The sequence below is a fragment of the Pseudomonas sp. LBUM1646 genome (assembly GCF_059716165.1).
The window spans coordinates 2,131,639-2,150,234 of sequence record NZ_CP166810.1 but is presented as its reverse complement, the minus strand read 5'-3'; the positions used below and the strand labels follow the sequence as shown (position 1 = coordinate 2,150,234).

At 61.3% G+C, this 18,596-nt stretch carries 17 protein-coding genes; 10 read left to right on the top strand and 7 right to left on the bottom strand.

Features of this window, described 5'->3' with window-relative positions; translation table 11 throughout:
• The first annotated feature begins 143 nt into the window (after window positions 1-143).
• The 6 genes from ccoG to hemN all read left to right on the top strand — a co-directional run bounded on the left by ccoG (window position 144) and on the right by hemN (window position 7,265).
• On the top strand, window positions 144-1,556 hold the full coding sequence (gene ccoG, locus ACA071_RS09625; RefSeq protein WP_497644102.1) for a cytochrome c oxidase accessory protein CcoG: 1,413 nt from the start codon (window positions 144-146) through the stop codon (window positions 1,554-1,556).
• Window positions 1,557-1,567: 11 nt separating this feature from the next.
• Window positions 1,568-2,107 carry a FixH family protein gene (locus ACA071_RS09620; protein WP_497644101.1) on the top strand — a complete coding sequence of 180 codons (540 nt, stop codon included), beginning with the start codon at window positions 1,568-1,570 and terminating at the stop codon, window positions 2,105-2,107.
• Window positions 2,108-2,253: 146 nt separating this feature from the next.
• On the top strand, window positions 2,254-4,704 hold the full coding sequence (locus tag ACA071_RS09615; RefSeq protein WP_497644100.1) for a heavy metal translocating P-type ATPase: 2,451 nt from the start codon (window positions 2,254-2,256) through the stop codon (window positions 4,702-4,704).
• 24 nt (window positions 4,705-4,728) lie between these two features.
• A complete protein-coding gene (gene ccoS, locus ACA071_RS09610; protein WP_027921715.1) occupies window positions 4,729-4,947 on the top strand; it encodes a cbb3-type cytochrome oxidase assembly protein CcoS in 219 nt (72 codons plus the stop codon).
• Window positions 4,940-5,623, top strand: a complete 684-nt coding sequence (locus tag ACA071_RS09605; protein WP_497644099.1) for a sulfite exporter TauE/SafE family protein — start codon at window positions 4,940-4,942, stop codon at window positions 5,621-5,623. The genes ccoS and ACA071_RS09605 overlap by 8 nt, the downstream gene beginning before the upstream one ends.
• A 259-nt stretch (window positions 5,624-5,882) precedes the next feature.
• The gene (gene hemN, locus ACA071_RS09600; RefSeq protein WP_497644098.1) at window positions 5,883-7,265 is read left to right on the top strand and encodes an oxygen-independent coproporphyrinogen III oxidase; all 1,383 of its coding nucleotides are present in this window, start codon (window positions 5,883-5,885) and stop codon (window positions 7,263-7,265) included.
• Here the strand turns inward: hemN and ACA071_RS09595 are convergent.
• Window positions 7,262-7,744: a hypothetical protein gene (locus ACA071_RS09595; RefSeq protein WP_497644097.1), complete on the bottom strand. Its 483-nt coding sequence runs from the start codon at window positions 7,742-7,744 to the stop codon at window positions 7,262-7,264. The genes hemN and ACA071_RS09595 overlap by 4 nt on opposite strands.
• A 155-nt stretch (window positions 7,745-7,899) precedes the next feature.
• Here ACA071_RS09595 and fnr point away from each other — a divergent pair, with 155 nt between their 5' ends.
• Both fnr and ACA071_RS09585 read left to right on the top strand, forming a co-directional pair.
• The gene (gene fnr / locus ACA071_RS09590; protein ID WP_123403321.1) at window positions 7,900-8,631 is read left to right on the top strand and encodes a fumarate/nitrate reduction transcriptional regulator Fnr; all 732 of its coding nucleotides are present in this window, start codon (window positions 7,900-7,902) and stop codon (window positions 8,629-8,631) included.
• Window positions 8,632-8,710: 79 nt separating this feature from the next.
• Window positions 8,711-9,259, top strand: a complete 549-nt coding sequence (locus ACA071_RS09585) for an adenine phosphoribosyltransferase (RefSeq protein ID WP_092270846.1) — start codon at window positions 8,711-8,713, stop codon at window positions 9,257-9,259.
• A gap of 124 nt (window positions 9,260-9,383) precedes the next feature.
• On the opposite strand, the gene ACA071_RS09580 is transcribed toward ACA071_RS09585, so the two are convergent.
• The 5 genes from ACA071_RS09580 to dnaX all read right to left on the bottom strand — a co-directional run bounded on the left by ACA071_RS09580 (window position 9,384) and on the right by dnaX (window position 15,150).
• Window positions 9,384-10,532, bottom strand: a complete 1,149-nt coding sequence (locus tag ACA071_RS09580; protein ID WP_497644096.1) for an acyl-CoA dehydrogenase family protein — start codon at window positions 10,530-10,532, stop codon at window positions 9,384-9,386.
• A 158-nt stretch (window positions 10,533-10,690) separates the two neighbouring features.
• Entirely contained in the window at window positions 10,691-11,293 is a 603-nt protein-coding gene (recR, locus tag ACA071_RS09575) for a recombination mediator RecR (protein WP_123403316.1), read from the bottom strand.
• 65 nt (window positions 11,294-11,358) lie between these two features.
• Window positions 11,359-12,393 carry an NADPH-dependent curcumin/dihydrocurcumin reductase gene (gene curA / locus ACA071_RS09570; RefSeq protein ID WP_497644095.1) on the bottom strand — a complete coding sequence of 345 codons (1,035 nt, stop codon included), beginning with the start codon at window positions 12,391-12,393 and terminating at the stop codon, window positions 11,359-11,361.
• Window positions 12,394-12,668: 275 nt separating this feature from the next.
• A complete protein-coding gene (locus ACA071_RS09565; protein ID WP_007905413.1) occupies window positions 12,669-13,007 on the bottom strand; it encodes a YbaB/EbfC family nucleoid-associated protein in 339 nt (112 codons plus the stop codon).
• A 67-nt stretch (window positions 13,008-13,074) separates the two neighbouring features.
• Complete coding sequence (gene dnaX / locus ACA071_RS09560; RefSeq protein ID WP_497644094.1) at window positions 13,075-15,150, bottom strand: DNA polymerase III subunit gamma/tau; 2,076 nt, start codon at window positions 15,148-15,150, stop codon at window positions 13,075-13,077.
• Window positions 15,151-15,295: 145 nt separating this feature from the next.
• Here dnaX and ACA071_RS09555 point away from each other — a divergent pair, with 145 nt between their 5' ends.
• Complete coding sequence (locus ACA071_RS09555; protein ID WP_497644093.1) at window positions 15,296-16,045, top strand: substrate-binding periplasmic protein; 750 nt, start codon at window positions 15,296-15,298, stop codon at window positions 16,043-16,045.
• Window positions 16,046-16,048: 3 nt separating this feature from the next.
• Here the strand turns inward: ACA071_RS09555 and ACA071_RS09550 are convergent, their stop codons facing one another.
• Window positions 16,049-17,749 carry a putative bifunctional diguanylate cyclase/phosphodiesterase gene (locus tag ACA071_RS09550; protein WP_497644092.1) on the bottom strand — a complete coding sequence of 567 codons (1,701 nt, stop codon included), beginning with the start codon at window positions 17,747-17,749 and terminating at the stop codon, window positions 16,049-16,051.
• Between the two features lie 417 nt (window positions 17,750-18,166).
• On the opposite strand from ACA071_RS09550, the gene ACA071_RS09545 reads away from it, so the two are divergent.
• Window positions 18,167-18,481 carry a helix-turn-helix domain-containing protein gene (locus ACA071_RS09545; RefSeq protein WP_258696753.1) on the top strand — a complete coding sequence of 105 codons (315 nt, stop codon included), beginning with the start codon at window positions 18,167-18,169 and terminating at the stop codon, window positions 18,479-18,481.
• Window positions 18,482-18,596: the final 115 nt, after the last annotated feature.

Here is an 18,596-nt window from a genome sequence, read left to right as displayed (position 1 = left end):
CAATTGATTTCCCCCAACGCGACCAAAGGTCGCACCCTTGAGCTAGAGCTACAGGCGTATCATTGCGCCACTGCAACACCTCTTTTTGACCGCGGTCGGCATGTACTGATCGGGGCATTTTTCCACTGCCGTGGGATGCAATGATGAGCAATCAGATTCCGGTACACGACGTTACCCCTGCCAAAAACGCGAACAACAGCGTCGACCTCTACGCCTCTCGAGAAAAGATCTACACCCGCGCCTTCACCGGCCTGTTCCGCAACCTGCGGATGATGGGCGGGGCCGGTTTGTTTCTGCTGTATTTCGGCACGGTGTGGCTGAACTGGGGGGGGCACCAGGCTGTCTGGTGGAACCTGCCGGAACGTAAATTCTTCATCTTTGGCGCGACCTTCTGGCCCCAGGACTTCATCCTGCTCTCAGGCCTGCTGATCATCAGCGCCTTCGGCCTGTTCTTCATTACCGTGTATGCCGGGCGCGTCTGGTGCGGCTATACCTGCCCGCAAAGCGTCTGGACCTGGATCTTCATGTGGTGCGAGAAGGTCACCGAAGGCGACCGCAACCAGCGAATCAAGCTCGACAAGACGCCGATGAGCGCCAACAAATTCCTGCGCAAGTTCAGCAAACACAGCCTGTGGCTGTTGATCGGCTTCGTCACCGGCATGACCTTTGTCGGCTACTTCTCGCCCATCCGCGAGCTGACCATCGACTTCTTCACCGGCGAGGCCGATGGCTGGTCGTACTTTTGGGTCGGCTTTTTCACCCTCGCCACTTACGGCAACGCCGGCTGGTTGCGCGAGCAGGTGTGCATCTACATGTGCCCGTACGCGCGCTTCCAGAGCGTGATGTTCGACAAGGACACCCTGATCGTTTCCTACGACCCGCGTCGTGGCGAATCCCGTGGTCCGCGCAAGAAAGGCGTGGACTACAAGGCCCAGGGCCTGGGCGATTGCATCGACTGCACCATGTGCGTGCAGGTCTGCCCGACCGGCATCGACATCCGCGACGGCCTGCAAATCGAGTGCATCGGTTGTGCCGCATGCATCGATGCCTGCGACAGCATCATGGACAAGATGGACTACCCGCGCGGCCTGATCAGCTACACCACCGAGCACAACCTGTCCGGGCAGAAAACCCATAAACTGCGCCCGCGCCTGATCGGCTATGCACTGGTACTGCTGACCATGATCGGTCTGCTGGCGACCGCGTTCTTCATGCGGTCGCTGGTGGGGTTCGACGTCAGCAAGGACCGCGTGCTGTACCGCGAGAACGCCGAAGGCCGGATCGAAAACGTCTACAGCCTGAAGATCATGAACAAAGACCAGCGCGACCACACCTATGTGCTGGAAGCCAGCGGCCTGCCGGACCTCAAGCTGCAAGGCAAGCGCGAGATCAAAGTCGCCGCCGGGGAAATTTTCAGCCAGCCGGTGGAGCTGTCCAGCGCGCCGGAGCAATTGCCATCGAGCACCAATGAGGTGAAATTCACCCTCAAGGATGCCGATGACGACAGCGTCCACGTTGAAGCCAAGAGCCGATTCATCGGCCCACAAATTCGTTGAGAGAAGTGATCATGCCCGCAGCAACTGCCGCAAGCCCTTGGTACAAGCATCTTTGGCCGTGGATCATCATCGGGATTCTCGCCTGTTCGGTGACCCTGACCCTGTCCATGGTGACCATCGCGGTCAAGAACCCGGACAACCTGGTCAACGACAACTACTACGAGGCCGGCAAAGGCATCAACCGCTCCCTGGACCGTGAGTTGCGGGCCCAGACTCTGCAATTGCGTGCCAGTGTCCATCTGGATGAGCTGACCGGTGAAGTCGATCTGCGCCTGAGCGGCAACAGCCAGCCCAAGACGCTTGAGCTGAACCTGATCTCGCCGACCCAGCCGGAGAAGGATCGCAAGATCACCCTGGCCCGCAGCGAAACCGAACAGGGCCGCTACATTGGCCAGATGAGCGACCAGGTCGAAGGCCGCCGCTTCGTCGAACTGCTGGGCGTGCAGGACGACAAGACCTGGCGCATGTTCGAAGAAGAACAAGTCAGCCATGACAAGGACTTGCTGCTGGGCGATGAGCCGCTGCAAGGTGCTGAAGACCTGAAAAAGTAAGCTCACACCTGATCGTTCCCACGCTCTGCGTGGGAACGCAGCCAGGGACGCTCCGCGTCCCAGCCGAAGCGGACGCGGAGCGTCCGGGGAGGCATTCCCACGCAGAGCGTGGGAACGATCATCGGACAACACCCTGTGAAAACCCCATGACCACCCCAACCCCCTGCTACCACTGCGCCCTGCCCGTCCCGGCCGGCAGCCGCTTCACCGCCGTCGTCCTCGGTGAAACCCGCGAGCTCTGCTGCCCGGGTTGCCAGGCTGTGGCCGAAGCCATCGTGGCCGGCGGGCTGGAAAGTTATTACCAGCATCGCAGCGAAGCCTCCGCCAACCCCGAGTCCTTGCCGGTGCAATTGGTCGACGAACTGGCGCTGTACGACCGCGCCGACGTCCAGCAACCCTTCGTCCGTCACGAAGGCGAACTCGCCGAAACCACGCTGCTCATGGAAGGCATCAGCTGTGCCGCTTGTGGCTGGCTGATCGAGAAACACCTGCGCGGTTTGCCGGCCGTGGCCGAGGCGCGGCTGAATTTGTCCAACCATCGCCTGTACGTGCGCTGGGCCGACGCGCAACTGCCACTGAGCCAAGTGCTCAGTGAACTGCGCCACATCGGTTACGCCGCCCACCCCTATCAGTCCGACCGCGCCAGCGAACAACTGGCCAGCGAAAACCGCCTGGCCCTGCGCCAACTCGGCGTCGCCGGATTGCTGTGGTTCCAAGCGATGATGGCGACCATGGCCACCTGGCCGGAATTCAACATTGACCTCAGTCCGGAGCTGCACACCATCCTGCGCTGGGTCGCGCTGTTCCTGACCACACCCATCGTGTTCTACAGCTGCGCGCCGTTCTTCAAGGGCGCGATGCGCGACCTGCGCACCCGGCACCTGACCATGGACGTTTCGGTCTCGCTGGCCATCGGCAGCGCGTACCTTGCCGGGATCTGGACCTCGATCACCGGGGTCGGCGAGCTGTATTTCGATGCCGTCGGGATGTTCGCGCTGTTCCTGCTGGCCGGGCGTTACCTGGAACGCCGCGCCCGGGAACGCACCGCCGCCGCCACCGCGCAGCTGGTGAATCTATTGCCCGCCTCATGTTTGCGCCTGAGTGCCGATGGCCAGAGCGAACGCATCCTGCTCAGCGAATTACGCGTCGGCGATCAGGTGCTGGTGCATCCTGGCGCGATCCTGCCGGCCGACGGCAAGATCCTCGACGGCCAGTCGAGCATCGACGAGTCCCTGCTGACCGGCGAGTACCTGCCGCAGCCGCGCACCCTCGGCGATGCGGTCACCGCCGGCACGTTGAACGTCGAAGGCGCGTTGACTGTGGAAGTGCTGGCGCTGGGTCACGACACCCGGCTGTCGGCCATCGTCCGCCTGCTCGACCGCGCCCAGGCCGAAAAGCCGCGTCTGGCGGAAATCGCCGACCGCGCCGCCCAATGGTTCCTGCTGTTGTCGTTGATTGCCGCCGCCGCCATTGGTCTGCTGTGGTGGGAGCTGGATTCCTCGCGAGCGTTCTGGATCGTGCTCGCCATGCTCGTGGCAACCTGCCCATGCGCCCTGTCCCTCGCCACGCCAACTGCGCTGACCGCCGCCACCGGCACACTGCACAAACTCGGTTTGCTGCTGACCCGCGGCCATGTGCTGGAAGGTCTGAACCAGATCGATACCGTGATTTTCGACAAGACCGGCACGCTGACCGAAGGTCGCCTGGCGTTGCGTTCGATTCGCCCGCTCGGCTCACTCGGCAGCGATGAGTGCCTGGGGCTCGCGGCCGCATTGGAAAACCGCTCCGAACACCCGATCGCCCGTGCGTTTGGCCGCGCCCCATTGGCCGCTGAAGAAGTCCTCAGTACGCCGGGGCTGGGTCTTGAAGGATTGGTCGGCGAACAACGTTTACGTATTGGCCAACCAGGGTTTGTTTGCGAACTCAGTGGCGCCAGCGTGCCGCTGATGCCAAATGAAGCGGGCCAATGGCTGCTGCTTGGCGACAGCTTCGGGCCGCTGGCATGGTTTGTCCTCGACGACCGTTTGCGCGCCGACGCGCCAGCCCTGCTCGCTGCCTGCAAGGCGCGCGGCTGGCGCACACTGTTGCTGTCCGGCGACAGTTCGCCGATGGTCGCCAGCGTCGCCGCCGAACTGGGGATCGACGAGGCCCGTGGCGGCTTACGCCCCGATGACAAGTTGCAGGTGCTGCAACAGCTGCACAAGGAAGGGCGCAAGGTGTTGATGCTCGGTGACGGGGTCAACGATGTGCCGGTGCTGGCCGCTGCCGATATCAGCGTGGCCATGGGTTCGGCCACCGACCTGGCGAAAACCAGCGCCGATGCGGTGCTGCTGTCCAATCGTCTGGACGCCCTGGTGCAAGCCTTCAGCCTGGCGCGGCGCACCCGCCGGGTCATCATCGAGAACCTGCTGTGGGCCGGGCTGTACAATGGCCTCATGTTGCCGTTCGCCGCCCTCGGCTGGATCACTCCGGTGTGGGCCGCGGTCGGCATGTCGATCAGTTCGTTGACCGTGGTGCTCAATGCCCTGCGCCTGACTCGGATGCCGAGCACGCCCAAGGCCAGCGCCACGCCAGAAACCCGCCCGCTGCCGGCCTGAGCCGCGCGGGCATGGAGTTTACCCATGCCAGCTCTTTACGTGATGATCCCGGCCGCGCTGCTGATCGTGGCCATCGCCGTCTACATCTTCTTCTGGGCGGTGGACAGCGGTCAGTACGACGACCTCGATGGCCCGGCCCATAGCATTCTGTTCGACGACCAGGACCCGGCTCACAAAGCGGCGGTCGATGAAGCCAGCGGCCATCCGGCCAAACCGGATGACAAGGCGCCACCCCATGCTTGAGTTGGCGCCGCTGCTGGTATCTGCAGTGATCCTCGGCCTGCTCGGCGGCGGGCATTGCCTGGGCATGTGCGGCGGTTTGATGGGCGCGCTGACCCTGGCGATTCCCAAGGAACAACGCAGTCGCCGCTTCCGCTTGTTGCTGGCCTACAACCTTGGACGAATTCTCAGCTACGCGACCGCCGGCCTGCTGATTGGCTTGGCCGGCTGGGCAGTGGCCAACAGCCCGGCGGCGATGTTCATGCGCATCATCGCCGGGTTGCTGCTGATCAGCATGGGCCTGTACCTGGCCGGCTGGTGGAGCGGCCTGACCCGCGTCGAAAGCCTCGGTCGTGGCCTGTGGCGGCATATCCAGCCGATTGCCAACAAACTGCTGCCCGTATCGACCCTGCCCCGCGCCTTGCTGCTGGGGGCGCTCTGGGGCTGGCTGCCTTGTGGTCTGGTTTACAGCACCTTGCTGTGGGCGGCGAGTCAGGGCAATGCGCTTGATAGTGCGTTGTTGATGTTGGCATTCGGGCTGGGGACATGGCCGGTTTTATTGGCCACGGGTTTGGCAGCCGAGCGCGTGACGGCGCTGTTGCGCAAGCGCAGTGTGCGGATGAGTGGCGGTTTGTTGGTGATGCTGTTCGGGATCTGGACATTGCCAGGGCCGCATCAGCATTGGCTCATGGGGCATTAGATCGCAGCCCAGTAGCAGCTGCCGAGCCTGCGAGGCTGCGTTCGGCGGCGAAGCCGTCGTGAAATCAGGCAGTGCGGTGTATCAGGATGATCTGGGAGTCAGGGTGTACGACGGCTTCGCCGCCGAACGCAGCCTCGCAGGCTCGGCAGCTGCTACAGGGCGATGGTTGGCAATGACACCGTTGATGCAAATCAAGATGCCGCAACGCCGCACCCCATAGACTCGCAGCCACTGCAAGCCTATCCGGGGGAATGCCCGCATGCTCGACGCCATTCGTTGGGACACCGATCTGATTCGCCGTTACGACCTGTCGGGGCCGCGCTACACCTCATACCCGACCGCCGTGCAATTCAACAGTCAGGTCGGCACGTTCGACCTGTTCCATGCCCTGCGCGACAGCCGCAAAGCGCTGCGCCCGCTGTCGTTGTATGTGCATGTGCCGTTCTGCGCGAACATTTGCTACTACTGCGCCTGCAATAAGGTCATCACCAAGGACCGCGGTCGCGCACTCCCCTACTTGCAGCGCCTGGAGCAGGAGATCCAGCTGATCGCCTGTCACCTGGACCCGGCACAGAAAGTCGAGCAACTGCATTTCGGCGGTGGCACCCCGACCTTTCTCAGCCACGACGAACTGCGCCAGTTGATGGCGCAGTTGCGCAAGCATTTCAATTTGCTGGACGATGATTCCGGCGACTACGGCATCGAGATCGATCCCCGCGAAGCCGACTGGTCGACCATGGGCTTGCTGCGGGAGCTGGGCTTCAACCGGGTCAGCATCGGCCTGCAAGACCTCGATCCGGCGGTGCAACGCGCGGTCAATCGCCTGCAAAGCCTGGAAGAAACCCGCGCGGTGATTGACGCTGCGCGAACCTTGCAGTTTCGCTCGATCAACATTGATCTGATCTACGGCCTGCCGTGCCAGACCCCCGAGAACTTTGCCCGCACGGTCGATGAAGTCATCGCCCTGCAACCGGACCGGCTCTCGGTGTTCAACTACGCGCACCTGCCGGAACGCTTTATGCCGCAGCGGCGAATCAACAGCAACGAACTGCCGACGCCGGCGCAAAAACTCGAGATGCTGCAGGGCACCATCGAACAGCTGACCAAGGCCGGCTACCGCTACATCGGCATGGACCACTTCGCCCTTCCCGATGACGAACTGGCGATTGCCCAGGAAGAATCAACCCTGCAACGCAACTTCCAGGGCTACACCACCCACGGTCATTGCGACTTGATCGGCCTCGGGGTCTCGGCCATCAGTCAGATCGGCGACCTGTACTGCCAAAACACCAGTGACCTGAACCTGTACCAAAACACCTTGGCCTCGGCGCAACTGGCCACCAACCGTGGCCTGCTGTGCAACGCCGACGACCGCCTGCGACGAGCAGTGATTCAGCAACTGATCTGCAGTTTCAACCTGGAATTCGCCGGAATCGAGAAAGCCTTCAATATCGATTTCCGCGGCTACTTCAGCGAACTCTGGCCGCAACTGGAGGAGATGGCCAAGGACGGTTTGATCGAACTGGACAGCGAGCGGATCACGGTACTGCCGGCCGGACGACTGCTGGTGCGCTCGGTGTGCATGGTGTTCGACGCTTACCTGGAACAGCAAAATCGTCAGCGCTTTTCCCGGGTGATTTAGGATTTCATGACCAGCGACGCCGCTTTAAGGATTTGCTCCGGCGTCAGGCCTGCCTGCTTCATGGCTTTGCTGAGCGCGGTATTGGCGGTGATCAGGCCACCGTTGAGGTTGTTGATGAACGCTTGCAGGGCTCCGAGTTTGGCCTTCATTTCTTCCGGGCTCAGACGTTTGTCTCTCATTACCGCCTGCATTTCCGCCATTTTTTCGGCGATCTGCTGCTGCAATTTGCGAATCATTTTCAGGATCTGCTGAATGTTTTCCGGCAACCCGCTTTCTTCGATGTCGCTGTTTTCGCCCTTGGACCCGGCGGCTTTCTCAATCCCTGCACCGGACAGCGACACTTTGATGCCTTCGACGCTGGTCGGGGTTTCGACGGGCGCCAAGGTGACGTCCGACTCATTGACCGGCGGGATTTTCGAGGTATCGAGCAACGACGGTAAGCCGCTATTACCGGGGTTCAACGTGCCAATGGCGGACATGAATGCGGTTCCCTGCAGGCGATCAGTTGACAGGTTATCGGCCGCCCGGCCGCGGCCTTTACCTGCCTGCGACAAAATCGCCATACGCTGGCCTGATTGTCCTCCCGTGAGTTACCCTTACGGCTTATGTGTGTTTTCCCACAAGGATTGAAGAAATGTCCGAGCCAGTAAAGCTGCGCGCTCATAGTCAGGCCCATTGCAAGGATTGCAGCCTGGCCCCCCTCTGCTTGCCACTTTCTCTGAATCTGGAAGACATGGATGCGCTGGACGAAATCGTTAAACGTGGTCGCCCACTGAAAAAAGGCGAGTTCCTGTTCCGCCAGGGCGACACGTTCGATTCCGTTTATGCAGTTCGCTCCGGCGCCCTCAAGACCTTCAGCCTCAGCGATGGCGGCGAAGAACAGCTCACCGGTTTCCACTTGCCGAGCGAACTGGTCGGCCTGTCGGGCATGGACACTGAAAAGCACCCGGTGTCGGCGCAAGCGCTGGAGACTACATCGGTCTGCGAAATCCCTTTCGAACGCCTCGACGAACTGGCTGTGCAACTGCCGCAACTGCGTCGTCAGTTGATGCGGGTGATGAGTCGCGAGATTCGCGACGATCAGCAAATGATGTTGCTGCTGTCGAAGAAAACCGCCGACGAGCGCATCGCCACGTTCTTGGTCAACCTGTCCGCGCGCTTCCGCGCCCGCGGCTTCTCGGCCAACCAGTTCCGCCTGAGCATGTCACGCAACGAAATCGGCAACTACCTGGGCCTGGCGGTGGAAACCGTGTCCCGGGTGTTCACGCGCTTCCAGCAAAACGAACTGATCGCTGCCGAGGGCAAGGAAATCCATATTCTCGACCCGATCCAGCTGTGCGCCCTGGCCGGCGGCTCTCTCGACTGACTAGTGCAATTGCGGCTGAGCGAAACGGTTCAGCCGCCGTTATACTGCGTCGTTTGTAGCCTGCCAGGACAACTCGACGATGGTCTTCGACTCCTTCGACATCAAATCCCTGATCCGCCCCGTGATCGACTTCCCCAAGCCGGGCGTGATCTTTCGTGACATCACTCCGTTGTTTCAATCGCCCACGGCCTTGCGCCTGGTGATGGACAGCTTCGCCCATCGTTACGTTGAAGCCGATTTCACTCACATCGGTGCGATGGATGCGCGGGGCTTCCTGATTGGCTCGGTACTGGCCTACCAGTTGAACAAGCCGCTGGTGCTGTTTCGCAAGCAAGGCAAACTGCCGGCGGACGTGCTGGCCGAGGGGTACGCGACCGAGTACGGCGAAGCCTTCCTCGAAGTACACGCCGACAGTCTGTGCGAGGGCGATTCGGTGGTGATGTTCGATGACCTGATCGCGACCGGCGGCACGTTGATTGCGGCGGCGAATCTGATTCGACGCATGGGTGCGCGGATTCATGAAGCGGCGGCGATTATTGATTTGCCGGAGTTGGGCGGGTCGCAGCGGCTGGAGGATATGGGGATTCCTACGTTCTGCCTGACGCAGTTTGCGTTGAGCGAACAGTAAGCGGCCTCCACTCGATCATTCCCACACGCCGCGTGGGAATGCAGCCAGGGACGCTCCGCGTCCCAAAGCGGACGCAGAGCGTCCATTGAGGCATTCCCACGCGGAGCGTGGGAACGATCAACTGTTACAACCCCATCTGCTTGCTGATGATCTCGTTCATCACTTCCCGCGTCCCGCCGCCAATCGACAGAATCCGATTGTCGCGATAAAGCCGCTCCACCAGGCTTTCACGCATGTAACCCATACCCCCCAGAATCTGCACCGCATCCGTGGTGATGCGATCCGCCGTGTCGGTCGCGAAATTCTTGGCCATGGAAATTTCCTTGATCACGCTCTGCCCTGCCGCCATTTTCGCCGCCTGGCGGTAGGTGAATTCCCGTGACACTTCCAGGGCCGTGGCCATTTCGGCGAGGCGGTGCTTGAGCACTTGGAACTTGCCGATCGGCTTGCCAAAGGCCTCGCGCTGCCGCGCCCATTTCAGGCTCTCTTCGAGGGCAAGCTGCGCGGTCATATTGGCCATCAGCGCCAGGGCCAGGCGTTCGCTCTGGAAATTGCCCATGATGCAGGCGAAGCCCATGTTCTCGGCGCCGATCAGATTGCCTACCGGCACCTGGCAATTGTCGAAGAACAATTCGGCAGTGTCCGACGCCCACCAGCCCATTTTCTTCAACTGCCGCCCGACGGTGAAACCGGGTGTGCCCTTCTCGATCAACAACAGGCTGATACCGCCGAACCCCGGCTCGCCAGTGCGCACCGCCACGGTGTAGAAATCCGCCCGCACGCCACTGGTGATAAAAGTTTTGCTGCCGCTGACCCGGTAGGAGTCGCCGTCACGCACGGCGCGGGTTTGCAGGTTGGCCACATCGGAGCCGCCGCTGGGTTCGGTGATGGCCAGGGCGCTGATCTTCTCGCCGGACAACACCTGAGGCACCACCCGGTCACGAACCTCAGGCCTGGCCCACTTGAGAATCGGCGGCAGGCCGATATCCAGCGAACCGAGGCCCGCCACCAATCCGCCGGAGCCGCAGCGCATCAGCTCTTCGCTGGCGGCGACCTTGGCGAACAGATCACCTTCGTGGCTGCCGCCCAGGGCTTCGGGATAACCGATCCCCAGGATTCCCGCCGCCCCGGCCTTGAGGTACAACTCCCGAGGAAAGCTTTCGGCTTCTTCCCATTGGTCAATGTCCGGCAGGATCTCGCGCTCGACGAAACGCCTGACGCTGTCGCGGACCAATTGGTGGCTGGGGTCGAAGTATTCCTGAAAGGCAGGCATCGGCGAGCTCCACTGAAGGGTTCAGCGAAGTTAACCGAGCGCTTGCTTGGTTTTCAACAAGGATTTCAAGATCAAAAGATCGCAGCCTTCGGCAGCTCCTACATTGGGATGGCGTACACCCTGTAGGAGCTGCCGAAGGCTGCGATCTTTTGCAGTTCTTACAACGCGATCGGCTTACGCCCCGCAAACGAATGCGCCAACGTCCCGCCATCCACCAATTCCAGCTCGCCACCCAACGGTACGCCATGGGCGATGCGCGAGGCGATCAAGCCTTTGTTGCTGAGCAACTGGGCGATGTAATGCGCCGTGGCTTCACCTTCCACCGTCGGGTTGGTGGCCAGGATGACTTCGGCAAAGGTACCCGCCTCTTCGATCCGCGCCAGCAATTGCGGAATGCCGATGGCCTCTGGTCCGAGACCGTCGAGCGGCGACAAATGGCCCTTGAGCACGAAGTAGCGACCGCGGAAACCGGTCTGCTCCACGGCGTAGACATCCATCGGCCCTTCCACCACGCACAGCAAGGTGTCGTCACGGCGGTTGTCGGCGCATTGCGGGCACAGGTCGTCTTCGGTCAGCGTGCGGCACAAGCGGCAGTGACCGACCCCTTCCATGGCCTGGCTCAGGGCCAGCGCCAGTCGCGAGCCGCCGCTGCGATCGCGCTCGAGCAGTTGCAACGCCATGCGCTGGGCGGTTTTCTGACCCACGCCCGGCAATGTTCGCAGGGCATCGATCAGTTGGCGAATCAGAGGGCTGAAGCTCATGGGGAAAAGTCCGACAAAACAACGAGACGCGGTTTATACCCGCGCCTCTGGCCAGCGTCAAATACTCAGTCCTGGGCGACCCGCACCACCAGTTTGCCGAAATTGCGTCCTTCCAGCAGACCGATGAACGCCTCGGGCGCCTGCTCCAGGCCCTCGACGATGTCCTCGCGGAACTTGACCTTGCCGTCGCGCACCCACGGCGCCATGGCGCTGACGAATTCCGGTTGGCGATCACCATAGTCATCAAACACGATAAAGCCCTGGATCCGCACGCGCTTGGTCAGCAAGGTGCGCTGCAATTGCGGCAGCCGATCCGGGCCGCTCGGCGCTTCATGGGCGTTATAGCCGGCAATCAGGCCACAGAGCGGAATCCGCGCCTTGGCATTGAGCAACGGCACGATCGCTTCAAAGACCTTGCCGCCGACGTTCTCGTAGTAAATGTCGACGCCCTTGGGGCACGCCATTGCCAGGTCATTGGCGAAGTCCGGGCTCTTGTGGTCGATACAGGCGTCGAAGCCCAACTCCTCGACCACATAACGGCACTTGTCCGCACCGCCGGCTACACCGACGACTCGCAGGCCTTTGATCTTCGCCACTTGGCCGACCACCGAACCCACGGCACCAGACGCAGCGGCCACCACCAGGGTTTCGCCGGCCTTGGGCTGGCCGATGTCCATCAGGCCCATATAGGCCGTCATGCCCGGCATGCCCAGGACGCCCAAGGCCATCGACGGGCTCGGCAGCCCGGACGGGATGGGAATGATGTTGCGACCATCGCTGATGCTGTGGCTCTGCCAGCCGGTAGAGCCGACCACCAGATCACCTTCGTGGAACTTGGGATTGAGCGAGCGCTCGACACGGCTGACCGCGCCACCGGTCATCACTTCGTCGATTTCCACCGGCGCGGCGTAGGACGGCGCGTCACTCATGCGTCCGCGCATGTAGGGGTCGAGCGACAGATAAAGGGTCTTGAGCAGCACCTGACCATCGGCCAGGTCCGGCAGCGCCACGCGCTCCAGGCGAAAATTCTCCGGGGTCGGCGCGCCCACCGGGCGGGACACCAGGACGATACGTTGGTTGAGGGTCAATGCTTGTGGCATGTGAGCGTCTCCTTTGATCGATGAATTCAGCGGTATAGGGTGCAGACCTTTGTGGCGGTATGGCGTTCGATGTTTCTGTTTTTAAGGGCGCAGATCGTTCCCACGCTCCGCGTGGGAATGCAGCCCGGGGCGCTCCGCGTCCCAAAGCGTGACACGGAGCGTCACAACAGGCATTCCCACGCAGAGCGTGGGAACGATCAGTCGCTAGCAGAAACAAAAATGCCAGACGCAATGTCTGGCATTTTTTTGTAGCTCATCCGACGCGCGTTGGCGAATCAGAAGGGCAGTTTCATACCCGGTGGCAGTTGCATGCCAGCGGTCACGCCGGACATTTTGTCCTGGCTGTTGGCTTCGATCTTGCGCACGGCATCGTTGACGGCGGCGGCGAACACGGCCTCCAGCATCTCTTTGTCGTCTTCGCTCAGGCCTTCTACCAGGCTTGGGTCGATGGTCACGCGCTTGACGTCGTGACGACCGGTCATCACCACGGTGACCATATCGCCGCCGGCCTTACCGGTGACTTCGGCGTTGGCCAGTTCTTCCTGCATCTTGGCCATTTTTTCCTGCATCTGCTGCGCCTGCTTCATCAGGCCGGCCATGCCACCTTTCATCATGGTAATCACCTCAAAGTACTTGGATAAAAACGGCGCTCGGCAACTTTTAGCCGAACGCCTTCAGTTATTAGCCCTGACTGACCAGGGCTTCGACAGGTTCAATAGTATCGTTACGGATCACCGCACCGAACTGCTGCATCATTTGCTGGATGAACGGATCACCGTGGATCGATTCCTCGGCCTCGCGCTGACGGTTCACACGCCGGCGGGACGCGGCCTGGGCCGGGGTTTCCTGCTCGGGCTTGATCAGTTCCATGCTCAGGCTCAGCGTACGCCCGTGGAACTGGTTCAGCGCGTCATTCAAACGTCGTTGCTGGGTCGCGTTGAACAGGGCGCTGTGGGCCGGGTCCAGGTGCAACAGCCAGTTATCGCCATCGACGGCGATCAGCGTGCAGTTGGCGGCGATGCTGCCGGTCATGCCGGAGATCGGCAGCTTCGGGAACAGCTCCAGCCATTGCAGCGCCAGACCGGTGGCCGGTGCAGCGGCGGGCTCTGGCTCGGGTTCCGGCGCCGGCTCGGCGGTGTGTTCGCTGGCCAGTTCATCGAGGTAGCTGTAGGCCGAGTCGATGTCCGGCTCGATGTAATCTTCGTCCAGTGGCGGCTCGTCATCGTCGATGCCCGGGGTGGCGGCATCGACTTCGGCCACGGACGGTTCCGGGATCGGCGCAGCGGCCCATTCCGGCGCGTCCGGCACCACGCTGTCCGGCGTAGGCATCGGCATCGGCGGCAAGTCGGGTTGCTCGCTGGCGGTTTCCAGTACCGGCTCGATGGCGGGTTGCTGGACCACTTCGGGTTCGACCGGATCATTCCACGGCAGGTCGACGACAGCTTCAACCGCAACCGCTTCAACCACAGGCTCGGGCACGATAACTGGCGCAACCGGTTTAGGCTCCGGGACCGGTGCAACGACCGCCGCGACAGGCGCGGCCACAACCGGGGCAACTGCCGCAGCGACTACCGGCGCAACTTTCGGCGCGGCAGCCACTGAATTTGCGGAATCAACTGTGGCCTGGCTGATCCCCACTGGCTTTAGCGGTTGCCTCGGGGCGTCCGCCGTATCCGCCGGCCGGAACGCCAGCATGCGCAGCAGGACCATTTCGAAGCCACCACGCGGGTCCGGCGCCAGCGGCAAGTCGCGCCGGCCGATCAGGCCCATCTGGTAGTAAAACTGTACGTCTTCGGCCGGCAACGCCTGGGCCAGCGCCAGCACCCGGTCACGATCGCCGTGACCGTTGTCGACGCCTTCCGGCAGGGCCTGGGCGATGGCGACACGGTGCAGCACGTTGAGAATTTCCGAGAGCACGCCGTTCCAGTCCGGGCCTTGTTCGGCCAGGTGACGCACGGCTTCGAGCAACGCCTTGGCGTCGCCTTCGATCAACGAATGCAGGACATCGAACACCTGGCCATGATCGAGCGTACCGAGCATCGCCCGTACGTCGGCGGCCATGACCTTGCCTTCACCGAAGGCGATGGCCTGGTCGGTCAGGCTCATGGCGTCACGCATCGAACCGTCGGCGGCGCGGCCCAGCAGCCACAGTGCGTCGTCTTCGAACGGCACCTGTTCGACGCCCAGCACGTGGGTCAAATGCTCGACCACCCGCTCCGGGGTCATGTTCTTCAGGGAGAACTGCAGGCACCGTGAAAGAATCGTTGCCGGAAGTTTCTGCGGGTCGGTGGTGGCCAGGATGAACTTGACGTAGGGCGGCGGCTCTTCGAGGGTTTTCAACAGCGCATTGAAGGAATGGCTGGAGAGCATGTGCACTTCGTCGATCAGGTAGACCTTGAAGCGCCCGCGGCTCGGGGCGTACTGCACGTTGTCGAGTAGCTCGCGGGTGTCCTCGACCTTGGTCCGGCTCGCGGCGTCGATCTCGATCAGGTCGACAAAGCGCCCCTCATCGATCTCGCGGCACACCGAGCACTCGCCGCAGGGCGTCGAAGTGATACCTGTTTCACAGTTCAGGCATTTGGCAATGATTCGTGCGATGGTGGTCTTGCCGACCCCGCGCGTCCCGGTAAACAGGTAGGCGTGGTGCAGCCGCTGGCTGTCCAAGGCATTGATCAGAGCCTTGAGCACATGGGTCTGGCCGACCATTTCGCGGAACGAGCGCGGACGCCATTTACGTGCAAGAACCTGATAACTCATCGAAAACCATCGCCACTGGGAAGCAGAAGCGGCTAATGCTAGCGGAGCAGGCCCAAAATTGCATCCGGTGTGCTCGTCTAATCTGGCTAAGCTGCATTTTGGGGGGCTATTTGTCGGTTCAGGATTGATCAGTACCGGAGCGTTTATGCGGTTGGCCTTGGGGGCATTGTTGTTAATCAGCCTGAACGTCACGGCCGCCGACGCGCCTGTGCGTTACGTGATGGCCGACAGTTGGGCGATGCCGATGGTGCAACTGGACCGGGGCCGACCGACCCAAGGCATCCTTTATGACGTAATGCTCAGCCTCTCGACCCAGGTCGGCGTACCGGCTGAGTTTCATGTGCTGCCGCGGGCTCGTGTGCAAAACGCCATGGAGCACGGCGAAGTCGATGTGCGCTGCTATGCCGCGCAATCATGGCTACCGAACCAGTCCGGGGATTACATCTGGAGCATTCCGCTGTTTCTGCAACGGGACCTGCTGGTCAGCCGCAAGGGCTCGCCCACGTCAGTCGCCCCCGCCGATCTGCGGCACGAAACCATCGGCACCGTGCTTGGCTACATTTACCCGACGCTGCAACCGTTTTTCGATTCCGGCCAGTTGCAACGCGAAGACGCGCGTAATCAGGAACAGGTGCTGGATAAACTACTGGCCGGACGCTCGCGCTACGCCGTCAGCAACCAATGGACCCTGGACTGGTTCAACCAACGCCTGATGCCCGGTCGGCAACTGCAAGCGGTCGCGGTGTTGCAGGAGCAGAATGTCGGCTGCTATGTGCGCAACGATCCGAAAGTGCCGGTGCAGCGGATTTTGCGCACGCTGCTGCGAATGAAAATGTCCGGGGAGATCGATGACATTATCGGTCTCTACATCGGCAACGAGCCCGGAACGCCTTGAACGTCAGCCAACCTGATCCAGCGTCTGCCACTGCACCGGCGCAACAAATCCGGCGACCCAGCCCGGCACCTCGGCGGGCGGCATCGGCCGGGCAATGAAATAGCCTTGGGCCACTTCACAGCCGAGCTGCAGCAACAATTGACCATGTTCGATACTCTCCAGTCCCTCGGCAATCACCTGCCGGCCAAACGCCCGGGCCAGGCCGATCACCGCCGTGGTCAGGGCCAGGTCGTCACGGTCGTGAAGGATATCGCGGACAAAGGATTTATCGATCTTGATGGTCTGCGTGCGCAGGCGCTTGAGGTAGCTCAGCGACGAATAGCCAGTGCCGAAATCCCCCAGCGAAAACTGCACCCCTAGGGCCTGGCAGGCCTGCAAACAGGCGCTGACATGCTGGATATTCTCGACCGCCACCGACTCGACGATTTCCAGGTCCAGCAGTTGCGGGGCGACCTGGGCATGCCGGGCGAGCACCTGCCGGAGCCGCTCGACAAAATCCGCCCGCTGAAAGTGTCGCGCCGCAATGTTAATGCTGATCGGCCAGCCCAGCCCCACTTGCTGCCAACGGTGTAATTGCGTCAGGACTTGATCCATCACCCATTCACCAATGTCGATGATCAGGTCCGTCTCCTCCACCAGCGGCAGGAAATCGCGCGGCAGCACCAGGCCATTTTGCGGATGTTCCCAGCGCAACAGCGCCTCGAAACCAACGACCTCGCCACGACGCATGTTCACCTTGGGCTGAAAATGCAGGCGCATCTCGCCGTCGGCCAGGGCCTGACGCACCCGCTCGACGGTCTGATGGGTGGCTTTGACTTCCTGATCCCGAGAGACATCGAACAGGTGAAAACGATTGCGCCCGCGCTGCTTGGCCACGTACATGGCCTGATCGGCGTGGCGCAACAAGGTTTCGGCATCTTCGTTATCGTAGGGGAACAGGGTCACGCCAATGCTGGCGAACACATTGATGTCCTTACCGTGCAGCGAATATGGCGCCGAAATTGCCCCGAGCACCCGATTCAGCGCCGCGCGCAATTCCGGAAGATCCCGCACGTAACGCAGCACCAGTACGAACTCGTCACCGGCGAGCCGCGCCACTACATCTTCACCACGCACAATCGCGCGCAATCGCTTGGCGACTTCCACCAGCAGCAGATCGCCACTGGCGTGACCGTAACCATCATTGACAGCCTTGAAGCCGTCGAGGTCGAGCATGCACACCGCCAGCGGGATGTTTTCCTGGCGCGAGAACTCCAGCGCCTGATCCAGCAGGTCCGAGAGGAACGCGCGATTGGGCAGGCCCGTCAGCACGTCATGTCCGACCCGCCATTGCAGGGAATGCAGCAGTTGGCGTTTTTCACTGATGTCGAAGCGAATCGACAGGTAGCGGTCGACTCGCCCGGTGGCGTCATTGAGCACCGGCACCATGGTGCTGTCGACCCAGTACAGGCTGCCATCCTTGGCCCGATTGCAGATCTCGCCCTTCCAGACGCTGCCCAGGGCAATGGTGCGCCACAGCGTGGCGAAAAAATCGGCGGAGTGCAGGCCGGAATTCAGCAGACTGTGGTTCTGTCCGATCAGCTCCTCGCGGCTATAGCCGGAGATGGCGCAGAACTGGTCATTGACGTAAGTGATCCGGCCGCTCAGGTCCGTTTCGGAAAAGATGGCGGCGGCATCCACGGCCCTGCGGTATTTCTCATCCATGAGTCAGGCTCGCTGTCGCTAGCGGTGGTACCGCTCGACCAGCGCACAATGCCCGGAAGAGATGTTTTGAGACGGACTGCGCAGAGACACGTAATCACTCCATGGACAGCAGTTGATGGCCCCGGGACAGCCGAAGATCAACTAGGCTCAAAGGCCTCGGCGAAGTTGGAAAAAGCGATCCAGGCAACCTATTGCAAGGCATTCGAGCCACTCATGGCCTCTCCGCACACCCGGCACTGGAACGCAATGCCGGCTGTTTCATATCGCCTCAACTTCTGAAAGCAGGTCACCAAATGTCCCCTTTGAGCGGCGATTCTACGAAATACATCACATTTTGCAAGACAAGGTGATGGATCATGCAGTTGTCTAATGCAAAAATCTATCGTTAAGTTCTTGATTCTAAATGGGAATTGAGCGATGCAAATTTCAAGTTTGGGTCTGGCCATCCGACGCTATCGCAAGGTCGCGGGGCTTACTCAGGCTGAACTCGGCGAAAAAACCGGTTTTGACCCCAAAACCATCAGCCGCTTCGAAACCGGCACCTATACCCCCAGCGTGGAAGCATTGTTCCTGCTTGCCGATGTGCTGGGCGTGAAGCTGAAAGCGTTTTTCGCAGATTTAGGCGATGAAGACGAACAGCGGGCGTACCTGTTCAGCGTCATACACAAAGCCACCCCGAAGGATCTGGGAAAGCTGATCGCAGCGGTTGACCAGGCCTTGTCCAAGCCTTAGTGCCAGTAATAGAAAAGGCAGGTTTGTCGAAAACGACACACCTGCCTTTTGCTTATCCAGGCACCAGAATTAGTCTCGAAGAGCGTGCGTCAATAATGGCCATCCGATATCCTTA

What these genes read in the sequence shown, in the direction of transcription:
- ccoG (WP_497644102.1), top strand. Translation starts at nt 144, where the DNA reads ATGAGCAATCAGATTCCGGTACACGACGTTACCCCTGCCAAAAACGCG.
- ACA071_RS09620 (WP_497644101.1), top strand. Translation starts at nt 1,568, where the DNA reads ATGCCCGCAGCAACTGCCGCAAGCCCTTGGTACAAGCATCTTTGGCCG.
- ACA071_RS09615 (WP_497644100.1), top strand. Translation starts at nt 2,254, where the DNA reads ATGACCACCCCAACCCCCTGCTACCACTGCGCCCTGCCCGTCCCGGCC.
- ccoS (WP_027921715.1), top strand. Translation starts at nt 4,729, where the DNA reads ATGCCAGCTCTTTACGTGATGATCCCGGCCGCGCTGCTGATCGTGGCC.
- ACA071_RS09605 (WP_497644099.1), top strand. Translation starts at nt 4,940, where the DNA reads ATGCTTGAGTTGGCGCCGCTGCTGGTATCTGCAGTGATCCTCGGCCTG.
- hemN (WP_497644098.1), top strand. Translation starts at nt 5,883, where the DNA reads ATGCTCGACGCCATTCGTTGGGACACCGATCTGATTCGCCGTTACGAC.
- ACA071_RS09595 (WP_497644097.1), bottom strand. Translation starts at nt 7,744, where the DNA reads ATGTCCGCCATTGGCACGTTGAACCCCGGTAATAGCGGCTTACCGTCG.
- fnr (WP_123403321.1), top strand. Translation starts at nt 7,900, where the DNA reads ATGTCCGAGCCAGTAAAGCTGCGCGCTCATAGTCAGGCCCATTGCAAG.
- ACA071_RS09585 (WP_092270846.1), top strand. Translation starts at nt 8,711, where the DNA reads ATGGTCTTCGACTCCTTCGACATCAAATCCCTGATCCGCCCCGTGATC.
- ACA071_RS09580 (WP_497644096.1), bottom strand. Translation starts at nt 10,532, where the DNA reads ATGCCTGCCTTTCAGGAATACTTCGACCCCAGCCACCAATTGGTCCGC.
- recR (WP_123403316.1), bottom strand. Translation starts at nt 11,293, where the DNA reads ATGAGCTTCAGCCCTCTGATTCGCCAACTGATCGATGCCCTGCGAACA.
- curA (WP_497644095.1), bottom strand. Translation starts at nt 12,393, where the DNA reads ATGCCACAAGCATTGACCCTCAACCAACGTATCGTCCTGGTGTCCCGC.
- ACA071_RS09565 (WP_007905413.1), bottom strand. Translation starts at nt 13,007, where the DNA reads ATGATGAAAGGTGGCATGGCCGGCCTGATGAAGCAGGCGCAGCAGATG.
- dnaX (WP_497644094.1), bottom strand. Translation starts at nt 15,150, where the DNA reads ATGAGTTATCAGGTTCTTGCACGTAAATGGCGTCCGCGCTCGTTCCGC.
- ACA071_RS09555 (WP_497644093.1), top strand. Translation starts at nt 15,296, where the DNA reads ATGCGGTTGGCCTTGGGGGCATTGTTGTTAATCAGCCTGAACGTCACG.
- ACA071_RS09550 (WP_497644092.1), bottom strand. Translation starts at nt 17,749, where the DNA reads ATGGATGAGAAATACCGCAGGGCCGTGGATGCCGCCGCCATCTTTTCC.
- ACA071_RS09545 (WP_258696753.1), top strand. Translation starts at nt 18,167, where the DNA reads ATGCAAATTTCAAGTTTGGGTCTGGCCATCCGACGCTATCGCAAGGTC.